The organism is Zhengella sp., from assembly GCF_041397485.1.
Taxonomy (GTDB): Bacteria; Pseudomonadota; Alphaproteobacteria; order Rhizobiales; family Rhizobiaceae; genus Zhengella.
The window spans coordinates 105783-129180 of sequence record NZ_JAWKWO010000002.1 but is presented as its reverse complement, the minus strand read 5'-3'; the positions used below and the strand labels follow the sequence as shown (position 1 = coordinate 129180).

20 protein-coding genes are annotated in these 23398 nt (G+C 64.8%); 5 read left to right on the top strand and 15 right to left on the bottom strand.

Annotation, left to right across the window (positions count from 1 at the left end; all coding sequences use genetic code 11):
- The 9 genes from R3D65_RS06610 to R3D65_RS06570 all read right to left on the bottom strand — a co-directional run bounded on the left by R3D65_RS06610 (position 1) and on the right by R3D65_RS06570 (position 10159).
- Complete coding sequence (locus R3D65_RS06610) at positions 1-1176, bottom strand: ABC transporter substrate-binding protein (protein WP_371274999.1); 1176 nt, start codon at positions 1174-1176, stop codon at positions 1-3.
- A gap of 135 nt (positions 1177-1311) precedes the next feature.
- The gene (locus R3D65_RS06605) at positions 1312-2259 is read right to left on the bottom strand and encodes a hypothetical protein (RefSeq protein WP_371274429.1); all 948 of its coding nucleotides are present in this window, start codon (positions 2257-2259) and stop codon (positions 1312-1314) included.
- On the bottom strand, positions 2256-2999 hold the full coding sequence (locus R3D65_RS06600; RefSeq protein WP_371274428.1) for a TSUP family transporter: 744 nt from the start codon (positions 2997-2999) through the stop codon (positions 2256-2258). The genes R3D65_RS06605 and R3D65_RS06600 overlap by 4 nt, the downstream gene beginning before the upstream one ends.
- Before the next feature lie 7 nt (positions 3000-3006).
- Complete coding sequence (locus R3D65_RS06595; RefSeq protein WP_371274427.1) at positions 3007-4317, bottom strand: TRAP transporter large permease; 1311 nt, start codon at positions 4315-4317, stop codon at positions 3007-3009.
- Positions 4318-4323: 6 nt separating this feature from the next.
- Positions 4324-4857 carry a TRAP transporter small permease gene (locus tag R3D65_RS06590; protein WP_371274426.1) on the bottom strand — a complete coding sequence of 178 codons (534 nt, stop codon included), beginning with the start codon at positions 4855-4857 and terminating at the stop codon, positions 4324-4326.
- Positions 4858-4949: 92 nt separating this feature from the next.
- Positions 4950-5924, bottom strand: a complete 975-nt coding sequence (locus tag R3D65_RS06585) for a TRAP transporter substrate-binding protein (protein ID WP_371274425.1) — start codon at positions 5922-5924, stop codon at positions 4950-4952.
- A gap of 61 nt (positions 5925-5985) precedes the next feature.
- Positions 5986-7245, bottom strand: coding sequence for an NAD(P)/FAD-dependent oxidoreductase (locus tag R3D65_RS06580; RefSeq protein ID WP_371274424.1), 1260 nt, complete (start codon positions 7243-7245; stop codon positions 5986-5988).
- Between the two features lie 77 nt (positions 7246-7322).
- The gene (locus R3D65_RS06575) at positions 7323-8462 is read right to left on the bottom strand and encodes an enolase C-terminal domain-like protein (RefSeq protein WP_371274423.1); all 1140 of its coding nucleotides are present in this window, start codon (positions 8460-8462) and stop codon (positions 7323-7325) included.
- The gene (locus R3D65_RS06570; protein WP_371274422.1) at positions 8462-10159 is read right to left on the bottom strand and encodes a thiamine pyrophosphate-binding protein; all 1698 of its coding nucleotides are present in this window, start codon (positions 10157-10159) and stop codon (positions 8462-8464) included. The genes R3D65_RS06575 and R3D65_RS06570 overlap by 1 nt, the downstream gene beginning before the upstream one ends.
- Positions 10160-10268: 109 nt before the next feature.
- On the opposite strand from R3D65_RS06570, the gene R3D65_RS06565 reads away from it, so the two are divergent.
- The 5 genes from R3D65_RS06565 (at position 10269) to R3D65_RS06545 (ending at position 16361) form a co-directional block, all read left to right on the top strand.
- Positions 10269-10973 carry a GntR family transcriptional regulator gene (locus R3D65_RS06565; protein WP_371274421.1) on the top strand — a complete coding sequence of 235 codons (705 nt, stop codon included), beginning with the start codon at positions 10269-10271 and terminating at the stop codon, positions 10971-10973.
- On the top strand, positions 10970-11707 hold the full coding sequence (locus tag R3D65_RS06560; protein ID WP_371274420.1) for an aspartate/glutamate racemase family protein: 738 nt from the start codon (positions 10970-10972) through the stop codon (positions 11705-11707). The genes R3D65_RS06565 and R3D65_RS06560 overlap by 4 nt, the downstream gene beginning before the upstream one ends.
- A 150-nt stretch (positions 11708-11857) precedes the next feature.
- Positions 11858-12058, top strand: coding sequence for a DUF2892 domain-containing protein (locus R3D65_RS06555; protein ID WP_371274419.1), 201 nt, complete (start codon positions 11858-11860; stop codon positions 12056-12058).
- 38 nt (positions 12059-12096) lie between these two features.
- Positions 12097-13059, top strand: a complete 963-nt coding sequence (locus tag R3D65_RS06550) for an efflux RND transporter periplasmic adaptor subunit (RefSeq protein ID WP_371274418.1) — start codon at positions 12097-12099, stop codon at positions 13057-13059.
- Complete coding sequence (locus R3D65_RS06545) at positions 13056-16361, top strand: efflux RND transporter permease subunit (protein WP_371274417.1); 3306 nt, start codon at positions 13056-13058, stop codon at positions 16359-16361. Before R3D65_RS06550 ends, R3D65_RS06545 begins: the two co-directional genes overlap by 4 nt.
- 78 nt (positions 16362-16439) lie before the next feature.
- Here R3D65_RS06545 and R3D65_RS06540 read toward each other — a convergent pair whose 3' ends face one another.
- The 6 genes from R3D65_RS06540 to gndA all read right to left on the bottom strand — a co-directional run bounded on the left by R3D65_RS06540 (position 16440) and on the right by gndA (position 23129).
- Positions 16440-17492, bottom strand: a complete 1053-nt coding sequence (locus R3D65_RS06540; RefSeq protein WP_371274416.1) for a sn-glycerol-3-phosphate import ATP-binding protein UgpC — start codon at positions 17490-17492, stop codon at positions 16440-16442.
- Positions 17493-17494: 2 nt separating this feature from the next.
- Positions 17495-18331: a sn-glycerol-3-phosphate ABC transporter permease UgpE gene (gene ugpE / locus R3D65_RS06535; protein ID WP_371274998.1), complete on the bottom strand. Its 837-nt coding sequence runs from the start codon at positions 18329-18331 to the stop codon at positions 17495-17497.
- A gap of 34 nt (positions 18332-18365) precedes the next feature.
- Positions 18366-19247, bottom strand: a complete 882-nt coding sequence (ugpA, locus tag R3D65_RS06530; RefSeq protein ID WP_371274415.1) for a sn-glycerol-3-phosphate ABC transporter permease UgpA — start codon at positions 19245-19247, stop codon at positions 18366-18368.
- Positions 19248-19316: 69 nt separating this feature from the next.
- On the bottom strand, positions 19317-20630 hold the full coding sequence (gene ugpB / locus R3D65_RS06525; RefSeq protein ID WP_371274414.1) for a sn-glycerol-3-phosphate ABC transporter substrate-binding protein UgpB: 1314 nt from the start codon (positions 20628-20630) through the stop codon (positions 19317-19319).
- 155 nt (positions 20631-20785) lie between these two features.
- Positions 20786-21664: a LysR family transcriptional regulator gene (locus R3D65_RS06520; protein ID WP_371274413.1), complete on the bottom strand. Its 879-nt coding sequence runs from the start codon at positions 21662-21664 to the stop codon at positions 20786-20788.
- A 40-nt stretch (positions 21665-21704) separates the two neighbouring features.
- Complete coding sequence (gene gndA / locus R3D65_RS06515) at positions 21705-23129, bottom strand: NADP-dependent phosphogluconate dehydrogenase (RefSeq protein WP_371274412.1); 1425 nt, start codon at positions 23127-23129, stop codon at positions 21705-21707.
- Between the last annotated feature and the right edge of the window lie 269 nt (positions 23130-23398).

The window sequence follows — 23398 nt, the reverse complement described above, 5'->3', positions numbered from 1 at the left end:
TCAATTGGCGACGCCGTAGCGGCGCGTCCACTCTTCCTCAAGGCGGGTCATCCAGCTTGCATGCGGCTCGGCGATCGCCGGGCCGAGCCTTTCGGGCGGCAGGGTCGCGACGCCCAGATCCAGCGCCTCGAAACGGGCCCGGTCCGCATCATCGAGCTTGGCCATGGCCAACACGGTCGGGTCGCCCCAGACGTCCGGATTCTGCTTGCGTGCCTGGGCCTCGGGCGACAGCAGGAAATTTGCCGTGACCAGCGCTCCGGCCTTTGCCCTGGCATTGAAGGGAATGGCGACGAAGTGGGTATTGGAGAGCGTGCCTTGCGAAAAGACGAAGGAACGAACCGTGTCCGGCAATTCGCCGGCGGCGACAGCGGCCGAGGCTTCCGCCGGATTGAAGGCAAAAATGATCTCCGCCTCGCCATCGGCCAGCATCTGCTTCATGGCCGGGTAGTTCTTCGGAAATGCCCGCGCCTGGCGCCACATCAGCGGATGGAGTTCATCCAGATAGTCGAAAAGCGGGCGGGCGACGGTGTCGAAATCCGCTTCCACGACCGGCTTCTGCAAAAGGGCCGGATCGGCCACCAGTTCGCTCAACACCTGCTTGAGGAAGCTCGAGCCGATGAAATCCGGCGGCTGGGGATAGGAAAAACGGCCCGGATTGGCCCTGGCCCATTCCAGCAATTCACGCGCATTGTCCGGCATCGTCTCGGGCGCGGTGCGTGCGCTGTCGTGAAAGAAAACAAGCTTTGCCATGCCCCAGGGGCTTTCCAGCCCGTCGGTCGGGATGGTGAAATCAACGGTGATGGTCGGTTTGGTCTCATGGTCGACAAAGCGCCAGTTCGGCAGGCTCTGCGCCCAACCCGGCGCAAAAAGAAGGTCCTGCTTCTTCATGGAAGCGAAATTCTCGCCGTTGATCCAGATGAGATCCACCGTGCCGCCTTCGGTCTTGCCGGCGGCCTTTTCGGCAAGCACCGTGGCGACCGCGGTGGCTGTATCCTCCAGCTTGACGTGGACGAGGTCGACACCAAAGCGGCTTTCCAGTTCATCACCGGCCCATTCGATATAGGCATTGATGTTTTCGGAACCGCCCCACGCATTCCAGTAGACGGTCTGGCCGCGCGCCGCATCCAATACGCTCTCCCAATTCTTCGGATCGGGGTCGGCGGCCAGCGCCGGCATGGAGGCAAGGATCGAGGCGAGGAACGGGGCTGCAAGACGTATCAAGGGACGACTCCGATCCGGCTTGGCCGGTGCATGGATTGCAATTGCCGGCTGTTTTCGCGCCGTCTTGCGCCAAGGTCAATCACGACCGGGTCACTTGCGCGTGACGGTGCCTGCGTAGAACCGGCCCAGCAGAAGCGGCGTCAGGTACATCGGGATCTGGTAGCAGCCGATGAAAAGCAGCAGCGGATCGGTGACCGCCGGCGGCAGGGCCACCAGGAAAAGCGCAATGTTGCGGTTTCCGGCGATAATGGCCAGCGGCACGCGCTCGGGCGCAAGGCCGGTGCGGCCAAGCAGACCATGGGCAATGACCTGGGCGCCCAGATTGGCGGCGCAGGCCACGGCCAGCCAGAGCGCGAAACCCGCCGGGTCGGTGCGCAGGGCCGGACCGACCGCCGACATCAGGCCGACAACGACAATGGCCATGGCAATGGCAGACAGGCCGTCGATCGCGGCAATCGTGCCAGGTGCAGGATCGCGGATGATCCAGGCGCGGATGCCGAAGGCGATGGCCGAGGCCGCGGCAATGACCGCGAGCAGGCGTGCCGAGGCGGCGGACACTTCCGCAGCGCCACCCAGTTCCGGCAGCAGGGCGAAGACCGGAATTGCGGTCAGTGGCAAAATGGCGGTTCCCAGAACCAGAAGGCGCAGCGCGGGGGCGGGATCATGGCCCGTCAGGACGGCGAGGTTCGGACTGCCGGAAATGGACGAGGCCGACAGCATAAGCATGAGCGACATGGCCAGCGCGGACGCCTGCATGCCCAAAGCGGCAAACAGCGCGAAGGCGGCCAGCGGCAGGACGAGCTGGTATGCCAGGGCCAGCGCCAGCGTGCGCGGAAAGGCGGAAAGCGTGCCAAAGGCCTGGCGCGGGCCGATGCGCAGGGCGGCGAAGAAAAGCAGGCCGGCCACCATTTCCTGGAGCCATGGGCGCATGGCCAGGGCGAGGTCCGGCAGTGCGATGCCGGCGGCCAGGCCGGCCACGAGGATGATACGGCCATGGCGCGCCGCCAGGCCGAGCAGGGCAAGCAGGCTCACCTTCACGAAAGCCCCCGGATGACGAGGATGACGGCGGCGATACCGGCGACGGCCAGCAAGGCGGGACGGTAGCGCTTGTCGAAACGGCCGGCCAGCAGCCGGGCGACCAGCCAGCCGGCAAGCATGCCCGGCACCATGATGAGCGCCAGCGCCAGATCACGCAAACCCGCCCAGCCGGACAGGTGCAATCCGGCGAGCGAGAGCAGGCAGCCGATGGCGAAGAAGGCGGCCAGCGTGGGCCGGGCCTGCGCGGCCGGCCTGTCCTGGTAGACGATGGCCAGCGGTGGCGCGCCAACCGATGTGATCGTGCCCATGAGGCCGGAAACCGCCGCCATGGACAGCAGGCTGGCCCGGCCGAAGCGCAACCGCCAGCCGGCTATCGAGAGCACGACCGCCAGACCCACCATCAGGCCGAAGACCAGCGAAAAGACCTTGCGGTCGGAAATCCAGACGAGGACCGCCGTGGCCACGGCAACGCCGGCAAGACGCCCCAGGGCGGCTGTCCAGACCTCGGACCAGACGACCGCGTGGCGTTCGTCAAAGGCGGTCCAGGCCGAGGCGGCAAAACCCAGATAGAGGGTCGAGACAGGCACGAGTTCCGGATCGATCAGCGCCAGCAGGGGCGCGGCGGTGAGGCCGAAACCCATGCCAAGGCCGAATTGCACGACGGCGGCCACCATGGCGATGAGAACGACCGCCGCGGCGACCCAGGGCGCCGCCGCGACATGGGCAAAGGCATCCTGCATGCGCGCCTCAGGCCGGGCGCTGGCGGATGTTGTCCGGCAGCCAGGTGGCCAGTTCCGGGAAGGCAATGAGGACGAAGACCATCACCACCATGATGAGGAACATGGGCAATGCGGCACGGGCGATGAAATTCATCTCGTGATGGGTCATGCCCTGCAGGACGAAAAGGTTGAAGCCGATGGGCGGCGTGATCTGGGCCATTTCCACCACGACCACGATGAAGATGCCGAACCAGATGAAGTCGATGCCGGCCTGGCGGATCATCGGTTCCACCACCGCCATGGTCAGCACGACGGAGGAGATTCCGTCGAGAAAGCAGCCGAGGATGATGTAGAAGACCAGCAGCGCCATCAGCAGTTCGAAACGGCTCAGTTCCAGCGAGGCGATGAAATCGGCCAGGCCGCGCGGCAGGCCGGTGAAGCCCATGGACAGCGACAGGAAGGCTGCCCCTGCCAGGATGAGCGCGATCATGGCGGATGTGCGCACCGCGCCCATCAGGCTTTCGGCAAAGGTGGACAGGGAAAGCGAGCCCTGGGTGGCGGCAAGCACGAGCGCGCCGATGACGCCGAAGGCAGCGGCCTCCGTGGCCGTGGCATAGCCCAGATACATCGAGCCGATGACGACGAGGATGAGGCTGATGACGGGCAAAAGGAAACGCGAATTGCGCACCTTCTGGCCGAAAGTCATCCGCTGTTCCGGGTCCGGCGCGAAGTCTTTCGACACACGCGACATGATGGCGACATAAGCCATGAACATGGCGGCCAGGACGAGGCCGGGAACGACACCGGCCATGAAGAGCTTGGTGATCGATTCGTTGATCGTGACACCGTAGACGATGAGGGTGAGCGAGGGCGGAATCATCAGGCCCAGCGTGGCCGCACCGGCCAGGGTGCCGATGATCATGCGTTCGGGATAGTTGCGCTTGCGCAGTTCGGGGATCGACATCTTGCCGACCGTGGTCAGCGTGGCGGCCGAGGAGCCGGATACGGCGGCAAACACGGTACAGCCGACGATGTTGGTATGGACGAGACCGCCGGGCAGCGGCGCCATCCAGGGCGACAGGCCACGGAACATGTCTTCGGAGAGACGCGTGCGATAGAGGATCTCACCCATCCAGATGAAGAGCGGCAGGGCCGTCAGCGTCCACGAGGACGAGGCGGTCCAGATCGTCGTGATCATGGCATCGCCGGCCGGGCGGCTGGTGAAAAGCTCCATGCCGACATAGGCAACGCCGAGCAGCGACAGGCCGACCCAGACACCTGAACCGAGCAGCAGGAAGAGAACGAAAAGGAAGATTGCGATGGGAGCGAGCTGTTCCATGATGCGTCACTCCGCATGGCTCTGGCTGACGGCATCGGTGGTGATGCCATGCGCGCCGGTGAAGACAAGGCGGACCAGATGGTCCCAGAAGGCGATGGCGAGCAACACCGTTCCCGCCACCATGGAAATCTGCGGGATCCAGACCGGCGTGGCATCGAGGCCCTGGCTGATGTCGTTCAGCTTCCAGGACCACCAGGCACCGCGCACGGCATACCAGGCGAAATAGGTGGATGCCGCCGTGCCGATGGCGAAACACCACAGTTCGCCCCAGAACCGCTTTTCGCCAAGGGCATGAAGAAACAGCGAAACGCGGATATGGGCTCCATGATTCAGCGCATAGGCGAAGGCGAAGAAAGAGGCCCCCGCCATGCAATAGCCGGCATAGTCGGTCGCGCCGGGAAAGACGTGGCCGGTCCAGCGCGCCAGCATCTGCGCCACGATCAGCGCGAGAATGGCCACGGTGAAGAAGGCGGCGATGATACCCCCGGCCAGGTAAAGGGCATCGAGAATGCGGCGAAGCGCGCGGCCTGCGGCGAGCATGGCTGTCCCCCCTTGCGCAGTCGGCTTGTCTGGAGCGTGAAGCGGCGAAAGAGAAGGGCCGGCGAACTGCCCGCCGCCGGCCCGTCAACGGCTTACTGGTTCTTGTAAGCCTCGACGATGGCCTTGCCGTCGTCGCCGGCCTTGTCCAGCCATTCCTGCGTCATCGTCTCGCCGACGGCCTTCAGGCCGTTCATCAGCTCGTCGCTGGCGCGCTCGACGGTCATGCCGTTTTCCTTCAGGCCGTTGAGCGTGAACTGGGTGTAGTCCTTCGAGCGGGCAAGACCCTGTTCTGCGGCCTTGGCGGCGCAATCGTTCATGGCCGTCTTGGTGGCATCGTCGAGGCCATTCCAGGCGTCCATGTTGACGAACACGGCGTTGCGCGGCAGCCAGGCGTCAACCTCGTAGAAGTTGGAAAGCTGTTCCCACACCTTGCGGTCATAGCCGGTTGCGCCGGACGAGATGAAGCTCTCGGCAACGCCGGTGGCCAGCGCCTGGCTCAGTTCCGCCGCCTCGACCTGCACCGGCAGCATGCCGGTCAGTTCCGCCATGCGGGCCGTCGCGGTGGAGTAGGAGCGGAACTTGACGCCCTTGAGGTCGTCCACGCTGCTGATCGGCTTGTTGATGTAGAGCCCCTGGGGCGGCCACGGCACCGAATAGAGATAGTGCAGGTTGTCGCCGGCCAGGACCTTGCTCACATAGGGTTCGGCGATCGACCACAGCTTTTCGTGCTGGTCGAAGGAGGAGACGAGGAAGGGAATGGAATCCACCTCGTAGAGCGGGTTCTCATTGCCATGGGCCGAAAGCAGGCGCTCGCCGATATTGGCCTGGCCGGTCTGCACGGCGCGCTTGATCTCGTTGCCCTTGAACAACGAGCCGGAGGGGTGGGTGACGATCTCCAGGTCGCCGCCCGTGGCTTCCGTCACGCATTTGGCGAATTCGGCGCCGACCTCGGAGTGGAAATTGGTGGCCGCATAGGCCATCGGCATGTCCCACTTCTCGGCCTGGGCCGCGGTTGCGGCCACCGTGGTCATGGCCGTGGCGGCCAGCAGTCTTGCAAGTGTCTTCATGTCAGTCTCCCATTTCGGTTGGTGTTGATCGTTTCTTGTTCTTGTTGTCTGCGTGGAGCGCCTATTCAAACCGCGATGGCGAATAGGGCGCAAGATCCATGTTGGGTGTTCTGCCTGCCACAAGCTGCGCCAGCACCCGCCCGGTCTTCGGCCCGCCGGTCAGGCCGACATGGTCATGCCCGAAACCAAGGAATGCGCCGGGCACCCCGGGCACCTCGCCGATGACAGGGATGGAATCGGCGATCGCCGGGCGATGGCCCATCCATTCGCGCGTCTCCTTCCATTCGAGGCCCGGAATGGCGGCGCGCACATTGGCCTCCAGCAGCCGGAATGGCGCGCGCGAGGCGGGCGCTTCCAGTCCGCCGAACTCGACGATGCCGGCCAGGCGCAACCGGCCTTCCATGGGCGTGACGACAAACTTGCCCGAGGCCACGGCAACCGGAGAGCGCGGCGTGATGTTCGGCTCCCACAATTCCAGATGATAGCCGCGCTCGGTCTCGATGGGCACCCTGACACCCAGTCTGGCGGCCAGCGGGCCGGACCAGACGCCGGTCGCGACGACGGCGGCATCGCACTCTATCGTTTCACCCCCGGCGCGGACGCCTGTCACCCGGCCGTTTTCCCGCACGATGTCCGTCACATCGGCCTTGAGCACGCGCGCGCCCTGGCGTTCGGCATGGGCGGCGAGATCCTTCACATATTGCCCGGGATCGCGGATAACGCCATGGTCCTTCAGCCGCACCGCGCAATCGAGGGCGGGTCCATAGGCGGAATCGTAGTCCGTAAAGTCCCTGCCTTCAAGAACGTCCCAGGTGAAGCCGTGCTCCTTCCGGATCGACCAGCCGAACGCATCGCTCTCGAAATGGGCGCGATCGTTGTAGAGGAAAAGATAGTCGGACGGCCGGATCCATTTTTCCGCCCCGGTTCCGGTAGCCAGCGCCTGGTGATCGGCGAGGCTGTCGCCAATGATCGGAAAGAGCGCAGCGGCACGCCGCTTCACGGCATCGGCATTGGCATGGCCGAGATAGCGGATGAGCCAGGGCAAAAGCTTCGGCAGGTAGCCCCACTTCAGGAACAGCGGCTGGCGCGGGTCGAACAGCATGCGCGGCGCCTTGCCGATGAGCCCCGGGACGGTGACCGGGACGACGGAGCAGGAGGCCAGCACGCCGCCATTGCCGAAGCTGGTTCCCTCGCCCGGTCCGGCGCGGTCGATCAGGATGACGTCATGGCCGTCACGTTGCAGCCATATCGCCGTCGAGACACCGACAATGCCGGCGCCGATCACCGCAACGGTCCTGCCTTTCCGCTCGCTGGCATCCATTCCTGTTCCGTCCCCTTCCCCGGCTCCTGCGGTTTCCTGAGCATGATCGTGACACACGTCAAGAATTTGTCAATAAATTATCGATGTTCTGATGCGGCCATGCTGTAGTGCCGGACTTTCGCCATGTCCGGCCCGATGCCCAGTCCCGGCCCCGGCGGCAGCATGACATGGCCGCCGCTGACGGGGAACGGTGTCTCGAGCAGATCCCCTGCCAAGAAATACCGCGCCTGGTAAAACTCGCAGCCCAGCGTGATTTCGGGCGTGGCGGCAATCATGTGTGCCCCGGCCAGATGCGCAAGCCCGGTCTCGAACATGTCGCCTCCATAGGCTGAAAGGCCGGCCTCAGCCGCCATGCGCGCCACGGCTTGCGCCCGCTTCAGACCGCCTGTCTTCATGATCTTGACCGAGACACCGTCGCAAATCCCCTCCCGGGCGGCGCGCTCCATGTCCTCGGGGCCGAACACGCTTTCGTCGGCCAGCAGCGGCACATCCAGCTTCATGCGCAAATCAGCCATGGTCGCCCAATCGCCGGCGGCGACCGGCTGTTCTATGAAATCGGGCATGAAACCGGCGATCTCGGGCACCTGTTCGAGAGCCGCCTGACGGGAAAGACCCTGATTGTAATCGATGCGGACTTGCATGGCGGGATGATGCTCGCGAATCCATTCCAGCCGCATCAGGTCGAAGGCATGGCCGGCAAAGCCGGTCTTCAGCTTGACGATGCCCACCGCATCCGCCGCCAACCGCTCCAGCAGCGCCTTGTCGGCTTCGAAATCGGGGTTTGCGATGGAGCAGGAGAGCGGGATCGGCGCCGGATCATCGCCACCGCCAAGCATGGCGCAGACGCGGCGGCCGGTGAGCCTCCCGGCCAGATCGTGCAAGGCGGAATCCAGCGCCGCCTTGGCCTCGGTGCAGTGGACCACGGCGCGGCTGGCATCGGTGAGAATGGCCGCCATGTCCGCCACCGGCCGGCCGATGACATGTGGGCGCATGTAACGGTCCAGCGCGGCGAAACTGGCTTCCGGCGAGCCGGTGAAGACCACCCAGGGCGCGGCCTCGCCGAAACCTTCGGTGCCGTCTTCGGCCGTCAGGCGCAGGATGATGACCTCGACCTTGCCCGCGATCGCACCGATACCGTGGTCGCGCCGCCCGGTGACCGGCAAGGCACAATGCCAGACGTCGAAGCCGGTGACCGGCTGAGCGAGACCACCCGACATCAGGCCACCCATTCGGAGACGGGGGCAGCGGCATCCTGCAACGGCTGGGCGATGACATCGACCAGGGTCGGGCCGTCATGGGCAAGTGCCTGCCGCAGGACGCCTTCCAGTTCGTCCGGGTCTTCGACCCGCCATGCCTTCACGCCGAAGGCGGCGGCGACGGCGGCATGATCGGTGCGGGAGAAATCGACATTGTGATAGCGCCCGCCAAAGCCGGATTTCTGGCCGGCCTTGATCCAGCCGAAGACGGAATTGGAGAAGACGATGGAGGTGATCGGCATGTTGTAGCGGCAGATCGTCTCGAACTCGCCGCAGCAGAAGCCGAAGGAGCCGTCGCCCATGACCGCAACGGTCTTGGCGGATGGGCGGCCGACATGAGCGCCCATGGCAGCGGCGAGCGCGTAACCCAGCGCGCCATGGGCACGGTTGGTGATGAAGTGGCGGCCGGCCTTCGGCCAGCGGTAATGCGCGGAAAAATAGGGACAGGGCGTGCCGGGGTCGGCGACGATGGTGGCGTCGTCATCGAGCAGATGTTGCAGCGTGGCGACGACCCGTTCGGGACGGATGGGCCTCTCGCCGCTTTGCGCCAGCGGCCGGAAATCAGAGAGCTTGGCCTGCCATGCGGCAGCGGCGCGCGCCGCGCCGCCCTGCCCGTTGCGATTCTCCCTTGCCTCGACGGCTTTCACCAGGGCTTCCAGCGCCAGGCGTGCATCGGCGGCAATCGCCACATCCGGCTTGTAGTTGGCGCCGATGACCTCGGGATCGCTGTCGATGTGGACGATGGCGACGCCCGGTCGCGGCGAGCGCCAGCGCTCCGTCGTCACCGAACCGGCCCGGCAACCGATGAAAAGCACGAGATCGGCCTCGTCGATCACGGCACGGGTGGCCGGAACGCCGCCATTGGACCCCACGACACCCAGCGCATGGCTGTGCGTCTCGGCGATGATGCCCTGGCCGGAGACAGACGTGGCGACCGGGAGATCGAGCAGCCGCGCCAACTTTTCCACGGCCTCGAACGCGCCGGCGATGACCGGCCCGCCGCCGCAAATGACGACTGCCCTGCGGGCGGCGCAAAGCCGGTCAGCGGCCTCTTCGACGGCACCTGCCTCGGGTGCCGCCGGCAGGGCGGGGAAGCGCTGATGGCCGGGATCGACCCAGATTTCAGCCGGATCGACCGCGCCCTTCTGCGTATCGAAGGGCAGTGCGAGATGGGCCGCGCCCGGGCGACCGGTGGTCATGGCGCGGAAGGCGGCGCGCATCATGGATGGCAAGCGCGCGGCATCGTCGAGCGAGGCGTTCCACTTGGTCAGCGGGCGAAACAGCGCCACCTGGTCCAGTTCGGTCAGGGGATAGCGCCCGCGCGAAGCGGTGGAAACATCCGTGGTGATGGCAAGCACCGGCACGGAACTCTCGTTGGCTTCCACGAGGCCGGGCAGGATATAGGTCGCGCCGCCGCCGGACGGGCCTTCACAGACGCCGGGCCTGCCGGTCACGCGGGCATAGCCGTCGGCCATGTAGGCGGCATGGCGTTCGTCACGGGTCAGGATATGGATCATGCCATGATCGAGCGTGGCCATGGCATCATAGAAGGGCAGCGAGGTGTCTCCGCACAGGCCGAAGACATGACGCACGCCGTGGACCTGCAGCATCCGCACCGTGGCCTCTGCGCCCGTCATCTGGTTCGACCCGTAATCCACTGCCGCTCTCTCCGTGGTTGCCTGCGCACAATCCTGTATACAGTTCTGTATCTTGCGAAGTGCCGCCGGCTGTGTCAAGAAGCCGGAACGCGTGGAGGGCAGGCGCAGCATGAGCGAAGGCCGGGTCGAGGCGCTCTACAGGCGGCTCAAGGAAATGGCGGTCAATTTCGGCATCCGCCCGGGCGAGCGGATCAACGAGGTCCAGCTTGCCCGCGACCTCGACGCCAGCCGCACACCGCTGCGCGAGGCGCTGAACCGGCTGGTCGCCGAGCAACTCATCGATTTCCAGCCCGGCAAGGGCTTCTTCTGCCGCGAACTCGATCCGCAACGCATCTTCGAGCTCTACGAAATACGCGAAGTGCTGGAGGCGGCTGCCGTTCGCCTCGCCTGCCAGCGGGCCGGCGACAGCGACATCGCGGCATTGCGGGACGCACTCTATGCCCATGGTCTCGACTATGCCGGCAAGACCATCGGGGCGGTGGTGGAGCATGACGAGGCCTTTCACATCGGCATCGCACGCATGACCGGAAACGGCGAAATCGTGCGCCAGCTCGCTTCGGTCAACGAGCGCATCCGCTTCATCCGCTGGATCGACATGCGGCTGAGGGTGCAGCATACCAAGGGCGAACACCGCCAGATCATGCAAGCCCTGGAGCGTCGCGACGCCGATGCGGCCGAGGCGCTGATGCGCCAGCATATCGTCAAGCGCATGGACCAGATCGTGGTGGCGGTGAGGGAAGGCTACTCAAGCATCTATGTCAGCGGGCCGGAGGAAATCTTCGCGCATCGCGTCGTATCGGAGGAAGAGACATGACCCGGGTGACCGGCGGCAAGGCCATCTATGGCGCATCGGTGGGCATTCTCATGCTCGACGCGCGTTTTCCCCGCATTCCCGGCGACATGGGCAATGCACGCACCTGGCCCTTCCCCGTGCATTACAGGATCGTGCGCGACGCCACGCCGGATCTCGTGGTGCGGCGCGGCGCGACGGGCATGCTGGATGCCTTCGTCCGGGCGGCGCGCGACCTCGTCGCCGACGGCGCCGACGGCATCACCACCAATTGCGGCTTTCTCTCGCTTTTCCAGGATGAACTGGCAGAGGCGACCGGCGTTGCGGTGGCAACCTCCTCGCTGATGCAGGTGGAGATGGTCAACCGCCTGCTGCCGGCAGGAAAGCGCGCCGGCATTCTGACCATTTCGGCATCGACACTGACACCACTGCATCTGGAAAAGGCGCGCGTGCCCGAAGGTACGCCCATCGGCACCACGGAAGGCGGACGCGAGTTCACCCGCGCCATTCTTGACAATGCGCTTACCCTCGACGTGGATGCCGCGCGCGCCGACAATGTGGCGGCCGCACGGGCGCTTGCTGAGGCCCATGGCGACCTTGGCGCCATCGTTCTGGAATGCACCAACATGGTGCCTTACGCGCCCGACATTCGCGCCGCGACCGGCCTGCCGGTGTTTTCCATCTACAATCTGGTCTCGTGGTTCCAGGCGGGGCTGACGCCCGCACGGTTTCCCGCCCCGCCAGACGGACCAGCCTGACCGGGTTACCGGGACTGACCGGCGCGGCCTTGAGGCAGATCATGGTCACCGCTCGCGGAATCTTCCAGATAGCCGAATGATGCATTGCAATGTGTCTTTTGTCTCTATATATGAACATGTGTAGATATTAAAGACACAGGAGAAGTCCCCATGTCCCTCGACCGTTCCGTCCTCGCCTTTGCCGGCTTCATGGTGCTGCTGTCCGTCGTGCTGACGGTCTATGTCTCGCCGCTCTTCATCTGGTTCACCGTCTTCATCGGCGTGAACATGCTGCAATCGGCCTTTACCGGCTTCTGCCCCGCGGCCATGATCTTCAAGAAGCTCGGCGTCAAGCCGGGTACCGCCTTCTGAGCAAGGCCATCGCGACCCGAATTACAAGGAGCGAAACCATGCGCGCATTCCTGCTCATTGCCGGGCTGCTGACCTCGACCGCGGCCGTGGCAGCCGAATACAAGGCCGAACCCGTCCCGGTTCCCGAATGGAAAGCCGTCTATGGCAGGGTGGAAGCAAGGGACACCGTCCCGGCGCGTGCGCGCATTGGCGGCGTGGTCGTCGACCTCCTCGTCACCGAGGGTGACGAGGTCACGGCCGGCCAGACCATCGCGACCGTGCGCGACGACAAGCTGGATTTCCAGATCGCCGCGCAGGACGCCCGGCTCAGGGCGCTCGCCTCGCAACTCGATACCGCCGAGTCCGAACTGAAACGCGCACAGACGCTGGTCGAACGGGGCGTCATGACGCGCCAGCGGCTGGACCAGCTTCAGACGGCGGCCGATGTCGCGCGCAACGAGATCGCCGCCACGCAGGCCCAGCGCCAGGTCCTGGAACAGCAGGGCGCGGAAGGCGACGTTCTGGCGCCGGCCGATGGCCGGGTGCTCACCGTCCCGGTGACCAAGGGCGCGGTCATCATGCCGGGCGAGCCGGTGGCCACCATTGGCGGCGGCGGCTTCTTCCTTCGTCTCGCCATTCCCGAACGCCACGCCCGCTCACTGGCCGCCGGCGCGCAAATCCAGATCGCCGCCGGAGGCCAGGAAACGGTGGGCAAGCTCGCCAAGGTCTATCCGCAGATCGAGAACGGCCGCGTCATTGCCGACGTGGAGGTGGACCAGCTTCCCACCGCCTTTGTCGATGCGCGTATTCTCGTCCAGGTGCCGGTGGGTACGCGGCAGGCATTGCTGGTCCCAGCCGCCGCGCTGACCATCCGGTCGGGGCTGGAGTTCCTTCCGGTCAGGCAGAACGGCGAAACGGTGGAGCGCACCGTCGTGACCGGCGAGACCGTCATGCATGACGGCGCGCGGCATGTCGAAATCCTGACCGGCCTGGAAGCCGGCGACACGGTGATCGTGCCATGAGCCACAACAAGACCCCGCTGGGAATCGCAGGCGGGCTGACGAAAGCCTTCATCGTCTCGCCCCTGACGCCGCTTTTCCTGATTGCCGCCTTCGCTTTCGGCCTGATCGCGCTCATCACCCTGCCGCGCGAGGAGGAGCCGCAGATCTCGGTGCCCATGGTCGATATCATGGTCCCGGCGCACGGGCTGAAGGCGCCCGATGCGGTCAAGCTCATTTCGGAACCGCTGGAGACCATCGTCAAGGGCATTGACGGGGTCGAGCATGTCTATTCGCAGACGGCGGACGACCGGGTCATGGTCACCGCGCGCTTTCTGACCGGCACATCTTCCGACACGGCCATCCTGCGCGTGCATGACAAGGTGAAGGCCAATGCCGACCGCATTCCCGTCGGCATTCCGGAACCCATGATCGTCGGGCGCGGCATCGACGATGTCGCCATCGTGTCGCTGACGCTGTCGCCGAAGCCGGAAGCGGCCGGGCGCATCACCGCCAACGACCTGACGCGCGTGGCGCGCGAACTGCGCACGGAACTGGCCAAGATCCAGGATGTGGGCCTGACCTATCTCGTGGGCGAGACCGGCGAGATGATCCGCATTGCCCCCGATCCCAAGCGGCTGGCGCTCTATGGCGTCACGCTGCAGCAGCTTGCCGGCAAGGTCCAGGGCGCCAATACCTCCTTCCCCATCGGCAATGTGCGCGATGCAGGCGAGCAGATCACGGTCATCGCCGGCGAGACACTCAATTCCCCTGCCGAAATCGGCAATCTCCTGCTGACGACGCGCGACGACCGGCCGGTCTATGTGCGCGATGTGGCCGATGTTTCCTTCGCGACCGACACGGCCGACCTGATGGTCTCCACCGTGTTGAAGGGCGAAGACGGAATTACGCGCGTCCCCTCGGTGACGCTGGCCATCGCCAAGCGCGCCGGCTCCAACGCGGTGACCGTGGCGCACCAGATCCTGCACAAGGTGGGGACCCTGGAAGGCACGCTCATTCCCCACGGCATGACGGTGGAGGTGACCCGCGATTATGGCGAGACGGCCAATGAAAAGGCCAACGAGCTGCTTTACCACCTCGGTCTCGCCACCGTTTCCATCATCCTGCTCGTATGGCTGGCGATCGGCCGGCGCGAGGCCATGGTGGTGGCCATCGTCATTCCGGTGACGATCCTGCTGACGCTGTTCGCCTCACGTCTGATGGGCTACACGCTGAACCGCGTCTCGCTCTTCGCGCTGATCTTCTCCATCGGCATCCTGGTCGACGACGCCATTGTCGTCATCGAGAACATCGCACGCCACTGGGGCATGAAGGACGGGCGCGACCGCAGGCAGGCGGCCATCGAGGCCGTCGCCGAAGTCGGCAATCCGACGATCATCGCGACGCTGACGGTCGTTGCCGCGCTGCTGCCGATGCTGTTCGTCTCCGGCATGATGGGCCCTTACATGTCACCCATCCCGGCCAATGCCTCGGCGGCAATGATCTTTTCGTTCTTCGTCGCCGTGATGGTCACGCCCTGGCTGATGCTGAAATTTGCCGGCAAGGCGCCGGTGCATGGCCATGGCGACGGCCACCATGCCCATGGCGGCGTGCTGGGCGCCATGTATACCGCGGTCGCAAAACCGATCCTCTGGAGCAAGGCGACAAGCTGGCTGTTCCTGCTCATCGTCGGCATTCTCACCATCGGGTCGCTGGCGCTGTTCTATACAAAGGATGTGACGGTCAAGCTGCTGCCCTTCGACAACAAGTCGGAACTTTCCGTGGTCATCGACCTGCCGGAAGGCTCGTCTGTCGAGAAGACCGACGCGGTGGCGCAGGCGGTCGCGCGCAGCGTGCTCGAACTGGAAGAGGTGAAATCCGTCCAGACCCATGCCGGCACGGCCTCGCCGTTCAACTTCAACGGTCTGGTGCGCCACTACTACCTGCGCGCCGAGCCGCAAATGGGTGACGTCGCGATCAATCTCAAGAACAAGGAGGAGCGCACGCGCTCCAGCCACGAGATCGCGCTCGACATCCGCGCACGCATCGCGGCCATTCCCGTGCCGGACGGTTCCAGCCTGAAAGTGGTGGAACCCCCGCCCGGACCGCCCGTGATGGCCACGCTGCTGGCCGAAATCTACGGCCCCGACGCCGAGACGCGCCGCGCCGTGGCGGCGAAGGTGGAGGCGGCGTTCAAGTCCGTGCCCTATGTCGTGGACGTGGACAATTCCTATGGCCAGCAGGCCCGGCGGATGCGCACGACCATTTCCACCGATGACCTCGATTTCTTCAAGGTCCAGGAAAACGACGTGCTGCAGACGCTTGCCATTCTCAATTCGGGCACGACGGTGGGCTATTCCCACAAGGGCGAGGGCCGGCACCCCGTGCCGATCCGCGTGGAGCGGCCGAAGGGCAAACGGGTGGTGGACGAAAGCTTCCTCACCACGCCGATCCCGGCCAATGTGCTGCCGGGCGCGCGCGGTGTCGTGGAACTGGGCGACGTCATCCAGATCGAAGAGGAAAAGGCATCCTATCCGATCTTCCGCCACAATGGCCGCTTTGCGGAAATGGTGACGGCGGAACTGGCCGGCGATTTCGAGGCCCCTCTCTACGGCATGCTTGCCGTGCAGGAAGCCATCGACGCGCAGGACTGGACCGGACTCGACAAACCCGTCATCTCGCTGCATGGCCAGCCGGAGGACGAGACGAAGCCGGTGCTGCTGTGGGATGGCGAGTGGGAAGTCACCTGGGTGACCTTCCGCGACATGGGCGCGGCCTTCATGGTCGCCCTGCTCGCAATCTACATCCTGGTGGTCGGACAGTTCGGCTCCTTCAAGGTGCCGCTGGTCATCCTGACCCCGATCCCGCTGACCTTCATCGGCATCCTGGGCGGCCACTGGCTGTTCGGTGCCCCGTTCTCGGCGACGTCCATGATCGGCTTCATCGCGCTGGCCGGCATCATCGTGCGGAACTCGATCCTGCTGGTCGACTTCATCCGCCATGCACCGCGCGACGTTCCGGTTTCCGGCGAGGAGCATGTTGCCGAAACCGAAATGGCCATCGTCGTCGCCGACGAGGAAGAAGCGGAGGTGGCGCCGGGGACGCCGATGCGCAGGCGCGAACTGACCGAGATCCTGATCGAGGCCGGGGCGATCCGCTTCAAGCCGATCCTGCTGACCGCGCTGGCGGCGATGATCGGCGCGGCTGTGATCCTGACGGACCCGATCTTCCAGGGCCTGGCGATCTCGCTGCTGTTCGGCCTGGCCTCGTCGACGCTGCTGACCGTCCTGGTCATCCCGGCCATCTACCGGGTGCTGCGCACCTGACGCCAGGACTCTTGTGACCATGTGAAAGCCGCGGCCTGCAAAGACAGGCCGCGGCTTTCCCGTTTCCAAGGGCGTGATTCAGCCGATGCGCAAACCGGTGCTGCTGTCGAAGAGATGAATGGCGCCGGGATCGACCGACAGGCGCAGGAGGGTACCCGCGCGCATGTGATGCACGCCGGGCAGGCTTGCGGTGAAATCGTCTTCCGTTCCGTTCAGCCGGCCATGCAGCAGCGTCGTTGCGCCAAGCGGTTCGGCTATGTCCACCGTCATTTCCAGCGGGCCGGAATCATCGGCGTGGAGGTCCTCGGGGCGGATCCCGACCGATGCGGCGCCCTCATGGTCCGAGTTGCAGGCAATCTCCGCGCCGCCGGGCATGATCGCCCTGCCCTGGCTGACCCTTCCGGCCACGACGTTCATGGCCGGACTGCCGATGAACTGGGCAGCAAACAGACTGGCGGGCCGTTCATAGACTTCAAGCGGTGTGCCGATCTGTTCGGCGCGGCCGTCATTCATCACGATCATGCGGTCGGCCATGGTCATGGCCTCCACCTGGTCGTGGGTGACATAAAGGGAGGTAACGCCGAGCTTGGCCTGCAATTGCCGGATTTCCAGGCGCATCTGCACACGCAGCTTGGCATCCAGATTCGACAGCGGCTCGTCGAACAGGAAGACGGAGGGTTCACGCACGATGGCCCGGCCCATGGCGACACGCTGGCGCTGACCGCCGGAAAGCTGCTTCGGCTTGCGGTCCAGATAGGGTTCGAGTTGCAGAAGCCTGGCCGCTTCAGTCACCTTGCGCTCGATTTCCGGCTTGGCCATGCCCGCGATCCTGAGGCTGTAGGCCATGTTCTGGCGCACCGACATATGCGGATAGAGTGCGTAGTTCTGAAACACCATGGCGATGTCGCGGTCCATGGGCTCCCTTTCGTTGACTCGTTCGCCATCGATCTCGACAACGCCCTCGGTCACGGTTTCCAGGCCGGCCACCATGCGCAGCAGCGTGGACTTGCCGCAGCCCGAAGGACCGACGATGACGATGAACTCGCCGTCCTCGATGTCCGTGCTCACACCGTGGATGACCTCGGTCTGGCCAAACCGCTTCTTCACATTTTTCAGGCTGACGGTTGCCATCGTCACTTCTCGCTTTCGACAAGGCCGCGGATGAACAGTTTCTGCATCGACACCACGACGACGACCGGCGGAACCATGGCGAGGATCGACGTTGCCATGATCACCGGCCAGTCGGCCGTGTCATCGCCGGACGGGAACATCTGCCTGATGCCCATGACGATGGTGTTCATCGACGGATCGGTGGTGATGAGCAGCGGCCAGAGATACTGGTTCCAGCCGTAGATGAAGAGGATGACGAAAAGCGCGGCAATGTTCGTGCGGCTCATCGGCACGACGATATCGATGAAGAACCGCATCGGCCGGGCTCCGTCGACGCGCGCCGCCTCGGCCAGTTCGTCGGGAATGGTGAGGAAGAACTGGCGGAACAGGAAGGTTGCCGTGGCCGAGGCGATGAGCGGGAAGATCAGGCCCGAATAGGAATTGAGCATGCCGAAGCCGGCAATTACCTCATAGGTGGGCACGATGCGCACCTCGACGGGCAGCATCAGCGTGATGAAGATCATCCAGAAGAAGGCGCCGCGGAAAGGAAAGCGGAAATAGACGATGGCGAAGGCCGAAAGCAGCGAGATGATGATCTTGCCGACCGCGATGCCCACCGCCATGACCAGCGAATTGAGCATCATGGTGGCCACCGGCACGTTGACACCGGAAAACAAGGCGCGGCTGTAGTTCTCCCAGAAATGGCCGCCGGGCAGGACCGGCATGGGCGGCCGGACGATTTCCGGCTGGGTGACGGTGGACGCCACGAAGGCAAGCCAGATGGGGAAGAAGACAATGAGGATGCCAAGGATCATCAGCGCATGGCTCAGCCAGAGGCCGTGACCGCGCCGTTCCACCATGCCGCCGGTATCGTTGCTGGAAGGCGTCGCCATGTCAGTAGTGAACCCTGCGCTCGATGAAACGGAACTGGATGACGGTCAAGGCGCCGACGACAAGCAGGAGAATGACCGACTGGGCCGCCGACGAGCCCAGGTCCTGGCCGACGAAACCGTCGGCATAGACCTTGTAGACAAGGATCGTCGTGGCCTGCTGCGGGCCGCCGGCGGTAATCGTGTGAATGACGCCGAAGGTCTCGAAGAAGGCATAGACGATATTGACGACCAGCAGGAAGAAGGTGGTCGGGGAGAGCATGGGCAGGACGATGGTGAAGAAACGGCGCCAGAAGCGCGCGCCATCAATGGCCGCCGCCTCGATCAATGAACGCGGCACCGCCTGAAGCGCTGCAAAGAAGAACAGGAAATTGTAGCTGATGCGGCCCCAGGCGGAGGCGACCACGACAAGGCCCATGGCCTCGTTGGGATTGAGAACATGATTCCAGTCATAGCCCAATTGCCCCAGATACCAGGAGACGACGCCGACGCGGGTGTTGAACATGAACAGCCACAGCACGCCCGCGACAGCCGGCGCGACGGCATAGGGCCAGATCAGAAGCGTCCGGTAGGTGCCGGCGCCCTTCACCAGCCGGTCGGCCAGCACGGCGAGAAACAGGGCCGGAACCATGGAAACGAGCGTGACCAGGGTGGAAAAGATTGCCGTGGTGACGAAGGAAGACCGGTAATAGGGGTCCGACAGGAGGAATTCGAAATTGCCCAGGCCGACAAATTGCGACGACAGGCCGAAGGGATCGGGGATGAACAGGGACTGCCAGATGGCCTGGCCGGCGGGATAGAAGAAGAAGACGGCCGAAATCAGCGCCTGGGGAAAAACCAGTGCCAGCGGCAACAGCCAGCCCCTGAACCAGACCCGCTTTTCCATGAAATGCCCCTTGCCTGCCGTTGCGCGAACCGGCGGCGGTCTGCCGCCGGTTCCTGTTGGTCGCCCGGATTACCGGTTGGCCTGCTCGAAGCGGCGCAGAAGCTGGTTGCCGCGCTCGACAGCGGTGTTCAGCGCTTCCTCGGCCGTCTTGTTGCCGGACCAGACGGCTTCCAGTTCCTCGTCGATGATGCCGCGGATCTGATCGAAGGAACCAAGGCGCAGACCCTTGGAATTGGCCGTCGGCTCCTTCGCCGTCATCTGGATCACGGCAATGTCCGTGCCCGGATTGGCGTCGTAGAACCCGTCGGCGCGGGTCTTCTCGCCAGCGGCCTTGGTGATCGGAAGGTAGCCGGTGTCCTGGTGCCACTTGGCCTGGATGTCGGTCGAGGACAGGAAGTTCAGGAACTCGGCAACGCCCTTGTATTCGTCGGCTTCATGGCCGGCGAGAACCCAGAGCGAGGCGCCGCCGATGATGGTGTTCTGCGGCGCACCTTCCACACCTTCCCAATAGGGCAGCGGGCGGACGGCGAAGTCGAACTCGGCTTCCGACTTGATGCCGGCATAACCGGCCGAGCTTTCGGTGAAGAGCGCGCATTCGCCGGCGCGGAAATTGGCGCCACCCTCGTTGCGGCGGCCGGCATAGATGAACTTGCCTTCCCGGGCCCAGTCGCCAAGCGTCTGGATATGCTTGACCTGGAGCGGGCCGTTGAAGGCCAGTTCGGTGTCGAGGCCGGCAAAACCGTTGTCCTTCGTGGCGAAGGGCACGTTGTGATAGGCGGAGAGGTTTTCCAGGTGGATCCAGCTCTGCCAGGCAGTCGTCATCGGACAGGTGGAGCCGGATGCCTTCACCTTGTCGAGCACTTCACCGACCTGTTCCCAGGTGGACAGGTCGACGTCCGGATCGACTCCGGCAGCCTTCAGGGCGTCCTTGTTGACCCAGAGAACCGGGGTCGACGAATTGAACGGCAGCGACAGCATCTGGCCGTCAGAGGTGGTGTAATAGCCCTTGACGGACCCGATATAGGCGTCGGGATCGAAGGAGGCGCCGGCTTCCTCCATGACCTCGTAGACCGGCTTGATGGCGCCCTTGGCACCCATCATCGTGGCCGTTCCAACCTCGAAGACCATCAGGATATGCGGCTGCTCTCCGGCGCGGAACGCCGCGATACCGGCATTCAGCGTCTCGGAATAATTGCCCTTGTGGGAGGCAACGACCTTGTAATCGTCCTGGCTGCTGTTGAAGGTCTCGACCTGCTCGGCCACCAGATCGCCGAGGCGGCCCGTAAAGGCATGCCAGAACTGGATTTCGGTCTGAGCCAGCGCAGCGGCCGGCGACATCATGACAGTGGCGGCGGTCACGGCGCCAAGGACTGTGCGTTTCATGAAGTTGTCTCCCTTCGGATGTGCATTCGCCACGCTTCGCGCGGTCGGCCTCCCATGCGCGACAAATGCTACAGCCGTATGAAAGTGCCTGCTGATCAACGAGCCCGACCGAGCATTTCTCGCCGGCTAAGAATAGCCATGCATCCGGACCGGAATCAACGCCATCGCGCCAAATGCTGCAGGAAGGCGGCGATGGCCGGCGGACGCAGTTCATGGCGCGGCGCGACAGCGCCGACGATCTGGGCGCCTTCGGGGCTGACAAGCGGTATGGCGCGGATCCCGTTGCGCGACATGAACATGGCGGCAATCCGTTCAGGCAGGATTCCGGACCAGGGGCCGGCAGCGACGTGGGCGACAAGGGCGATGATCGAATCGGTCTCCAGCACGGCCCGCACCTCGGCGCCGGCCATGGCAAGATAACGGTTGACGATCCGCCGGTTCTGCATGTCAGGCGTGAGCAGGCAAAGCTGACAGCCCTCCGTTTCGGCCCAGGTCATCGTCTCCCGGCCCGCCAGGATGTCCGGATCGGCGGTCACGAAACAGTAGCGCTCCTCATAGAGCGGAACCGAGGTTACCTCGCCCAGCGGCTCGTTTTCCAGATAGGTGATCCCGACATCGGCCTCCAGATGGGCAACCAGGTGCAGGATTTCCTTCGAGGTGCGCGACAGGACCGTGAAGCTGACCGCCGGATGAGCCTGGCTGAAACGGGTCGTCAACTCTGCAACGGTGGCCAGCGCCGTGGGGATGACGGCAAGGCGGATGCGCCCGGATATGCCCGTGCGGGCCGCGCGCATCTCCTCGCTCATGGCGCGGCAATCGGCCACGATGCGGCGCGCCCATTCCAGCACCCGCTCGCCTTCCGGCGTCAGGCTCTGATACCGGGCGCCGCGCTTGACCAGGGGCACGCCAAGCTGGCTCTCCAGTTGCTTGATGGCCGAGGAAAGCGTGGGCTGGGAAATGTTGGCCGCCTCGGCCGCGCGGCCGAAATGGCGCTCGCGGGCGAGGATCATGAACAATTCGAGCTTGTCGATCATGGTGCCGATCCCCCTCCTGCCCGTTCCCCCGCCGGACGCCTCAGTTCCCGGCGTCCCCGGCGTCCGCCCACGGTCCGTGGCGCACACCGTCGCAGCCGGCAAGCTGGAAGCCGTGGCGGCCGAAATAGTCCCGCTGCCCCTGGATCAGGTTGGCGGTCGAGCGCGACTGGCGCAACTGGTCGAACCAGGCAAGGCCGGCGCACAGGCTTGGCACGGGGTGCCCGTTGGCCAGCGCTGCGCCGACCACGGCGCGCAGGCTGTCCGCCGTGCCCGCGAGATATTCGGCGAAACGGGCGGCGAAGACCAGGTTTTCCGGCTTTTCCTCAAGGGCTGCCGCCATGTCATCGAGCATGGCGGACCGAATGATGCACCCGGCGCGCCAGACGCGGGCGATGTCGGCCATCGGCAGCGGCCAGCCATAGTCTGCCGCCGCGCGCTGCAGCATCGCGAAGCCCTGCGCGTAGCACAGGATCTTGCCGGCGATCAGCGCCCTTTCCAGTTGCGCCGTGTCGGCCGCGCCTTCAAGACGGCGCGCGGCGGGTCCGAAGCGGCTTTCGCCCGCCACGCGCAAGCCGGCCGCCGCCGACATGTTGCGCGCCGCCACAGCCGCCTCGATCACGGGAACCGGTGTGCCGAGATGCTGGGCCTCGATCACGGTCCATCGCCCTGTGCCTTTCTGGCCGGCCTGATCGACGATGACGTCCAGCAGCGGCAATCCGGATTCGGCATCGCGGGCGCGGGCGACGTGGGACGTGATCTCGACGAGATAGGATTTCAGCGGGCCCTCGTTCCACCGGGCAAACAGGTCGGCCACCTGTTTTGCGTTCCACCCGTAGCCGTCACGCAGCAGGCCGTAGATCTCGGCGATCATCTGCATGTCGGCATATTCGATGCCGTTGTGTACCATCTTGACGAAATGGCCGGCGCCGCCTTCACCCATCCACCCGGCACAGGGCGTGCCGTCGGTATGGCGCGCGGCAATGCCGAGGAAGATGCCGCTGACCGCGTCCCAGACGTCCCGTTCGCCACCTGCCATCATCGACGGCCCATGGCGTGCGCCCTCCTCGCCGCCCGAGACCCCGATTCCGAGAAAACGCCAGGGCTTGCCTTGTGCCAGTGCTGCGCGGCGATTGGTGTCGGCAAAGTTCGCATTGCCGCAATCAATGATGATGTCACCCTCGTCGAGCAAGGGTTCCAGCGCGCCGATCTGCTCATCGACGGCTTCGCCCGCAGGCACCATGAGGATGATCCTGCGCGGGCGTGCGATGGAGGCGACAAAGGCGGACAGGTCGCGGGACGGGACGATACGGGGCGCAAGACCGCCAGCGGCGGCCATGAACGCATCGGTGCGGGCAGCGGTCCGGTTGAAGACGGCGATGCTGGAGCCCTTTTCAGCGATGTTGAGCGCCAGCGCGGCACCCATTGTTCCAAGGCCGATCAGGCCGATGTCTGCGTTTTCGTTCATGGCGGGGGTTCTTGCCTTTCGGTTGCTGCCGCTCCGCGTCCTTGCGCGGCCAGGAATTGACTGGCCTGATAGCACCATATCCGGCCCGACGGAATGTCCGGTTCGCCCTGCACCGGGCCACGGCCTTTGCCGGTCGCCTGAATTGACGCTACCATGGCAAGCCGCTAGATGACCGTTGATATACAGGCCGGATCGGCCGGGTAAACCGGGCGGCATGATTGTGGACCGTGCCGGACCTGCCTTCTTCGCCCTTTTCCGAGAGAACCTTC

Excerpts from the sequence above, each read along its gene's own strand:
- R3D65_RS06610 (WP_371274999.1), bottom strand. The coding sequence starts at position 1,176 with ATGCCGGCGCTGGCCGCCGACCCCGATCCGAAGAATTGGGAGAGCGTA.
- R3D65_RS06600 (WP_371274428.1), bottom strand. The coding sequence starts at position 2,999 with ATGCAGGATGCCTTTGCCCATGTCGCGGCGGCGCCCTGGGTCGCCGCG.
- R3D65_RS06595 (WP_371274427.1), bottom strand. The coding sequence starts at position 4,317 with ATGGAACAGCTCGCTCCCATCGCAATCTTCCTTTTCGTTCTCTTCCTG.
- R3D65_RS06590 (WP_371274426.1), bottom strand. The coding sequence starts at position 4,857 with ATGCTCGCCGCAGGCCGCGCGCTTCGCCGCATTCTCGATGCCCTTTAC.
- R3D65_RS06585 (WP_371274425.1), bottom strand. The coding sequence starts at position 5,924 with ATGAAGACACTTGCAAGACTGCTGGCCGCCACGGCCATGACCACGGTG.
- R3D65_RS06580 (WP_371274424.1), bottom strand. The coding sequence starts at position 7,245 with ATGGATGCCAGCGAGCGGAAAGGCAGGACCGTTGCGGTGATCGGCGCC.
- R3D65_RS06575 (WP_371274423.1), bottom strand. The coding sequence starts at position 8,462 with ATGTCGGGTGGTCTCGCTCAGCCGGTCACCGGCTTCGACGTCTGGCAT.
- R3D65_RS06565 (WP_371274421.1), top strand. The coding sequence starts at position 10,269 with ATGAGCGAAGGCCGGGTCGAGGCGCTCTACAGGCGGCTCAAGGAAATG.
- R3D65_RS06560 (WP_371274420.1), top strand. The coding sequence starts at position 10,970 with ATGACCCGGGTGACCGGCGGCAAGGCCATCTATGGCGCATCGGTGGGC.
- R3D65_RS06555 (WP_371274419.1), top strand. The coding sequence starts at position 11,858 with ATGTCCCTCGACCGTTCCGTCCTCGCCTTTGCCGGCTTCATGGTGCTG.
- R3D65_RS06550 (WP_371274418.1), top strand. The coding sequence starts at position 12,097 with ATGCGCGCATTCCTGCTCATTGCCGGGCTGCTGACCTCGACCGCGGCC.
- R3D65_RS06545 (WP_371274417.1), top strand. The coding sequence starts at position 13,056 with ATGAGCCACAACAAGACCCCGCTGGGAATCGCAGGCGGGCTGACGAAA.
- R3D65_RS06540 (WP_371274416.1), bottom strand. The coding sequence starts at position 17,492 with ATGGCAACCGTCAGCCTGAAAAATGTGAAGAAGCGGTTTGGCCAGACC.
- ugpE (WP_371274998.1), bottom strand. The coding sequence starts at position 18,331 with ATGGTGGAACGGCGCGGTCACGGCCTCTGGCTGAGCCATGCGCTGATG.
- ugpA (WP_371274415.1), bottom strand. The coding sequence starts at position 19,247 with ATGGAAAAGCGGGTCTGGTTCAGGGGCTGGCTGTTGCCGCTGGCACTG.
- ugpB (WP_371274414.1), bottom strand. The coding sequence starts at position 20,630 with ATGAAACGCACAGTCCTTGGCGCCGTGACCGCCGCCACTGTCATGATG.
- R3D65_RS06520 (WP_371274413.1), bottom strand. The coding sequence starts at position 21,664 with ATGATCGACAAGCTCGAATTGTTCATGATCCTCGCCCGCGAGCGCCAT.
- gndA (WP_371274412.1), bottom strand. The coding sequence starts at position 23,129 with ATGAACGAAAACGCAGACATCGGCCTGATCGGCCTTGGAACAATGGGT.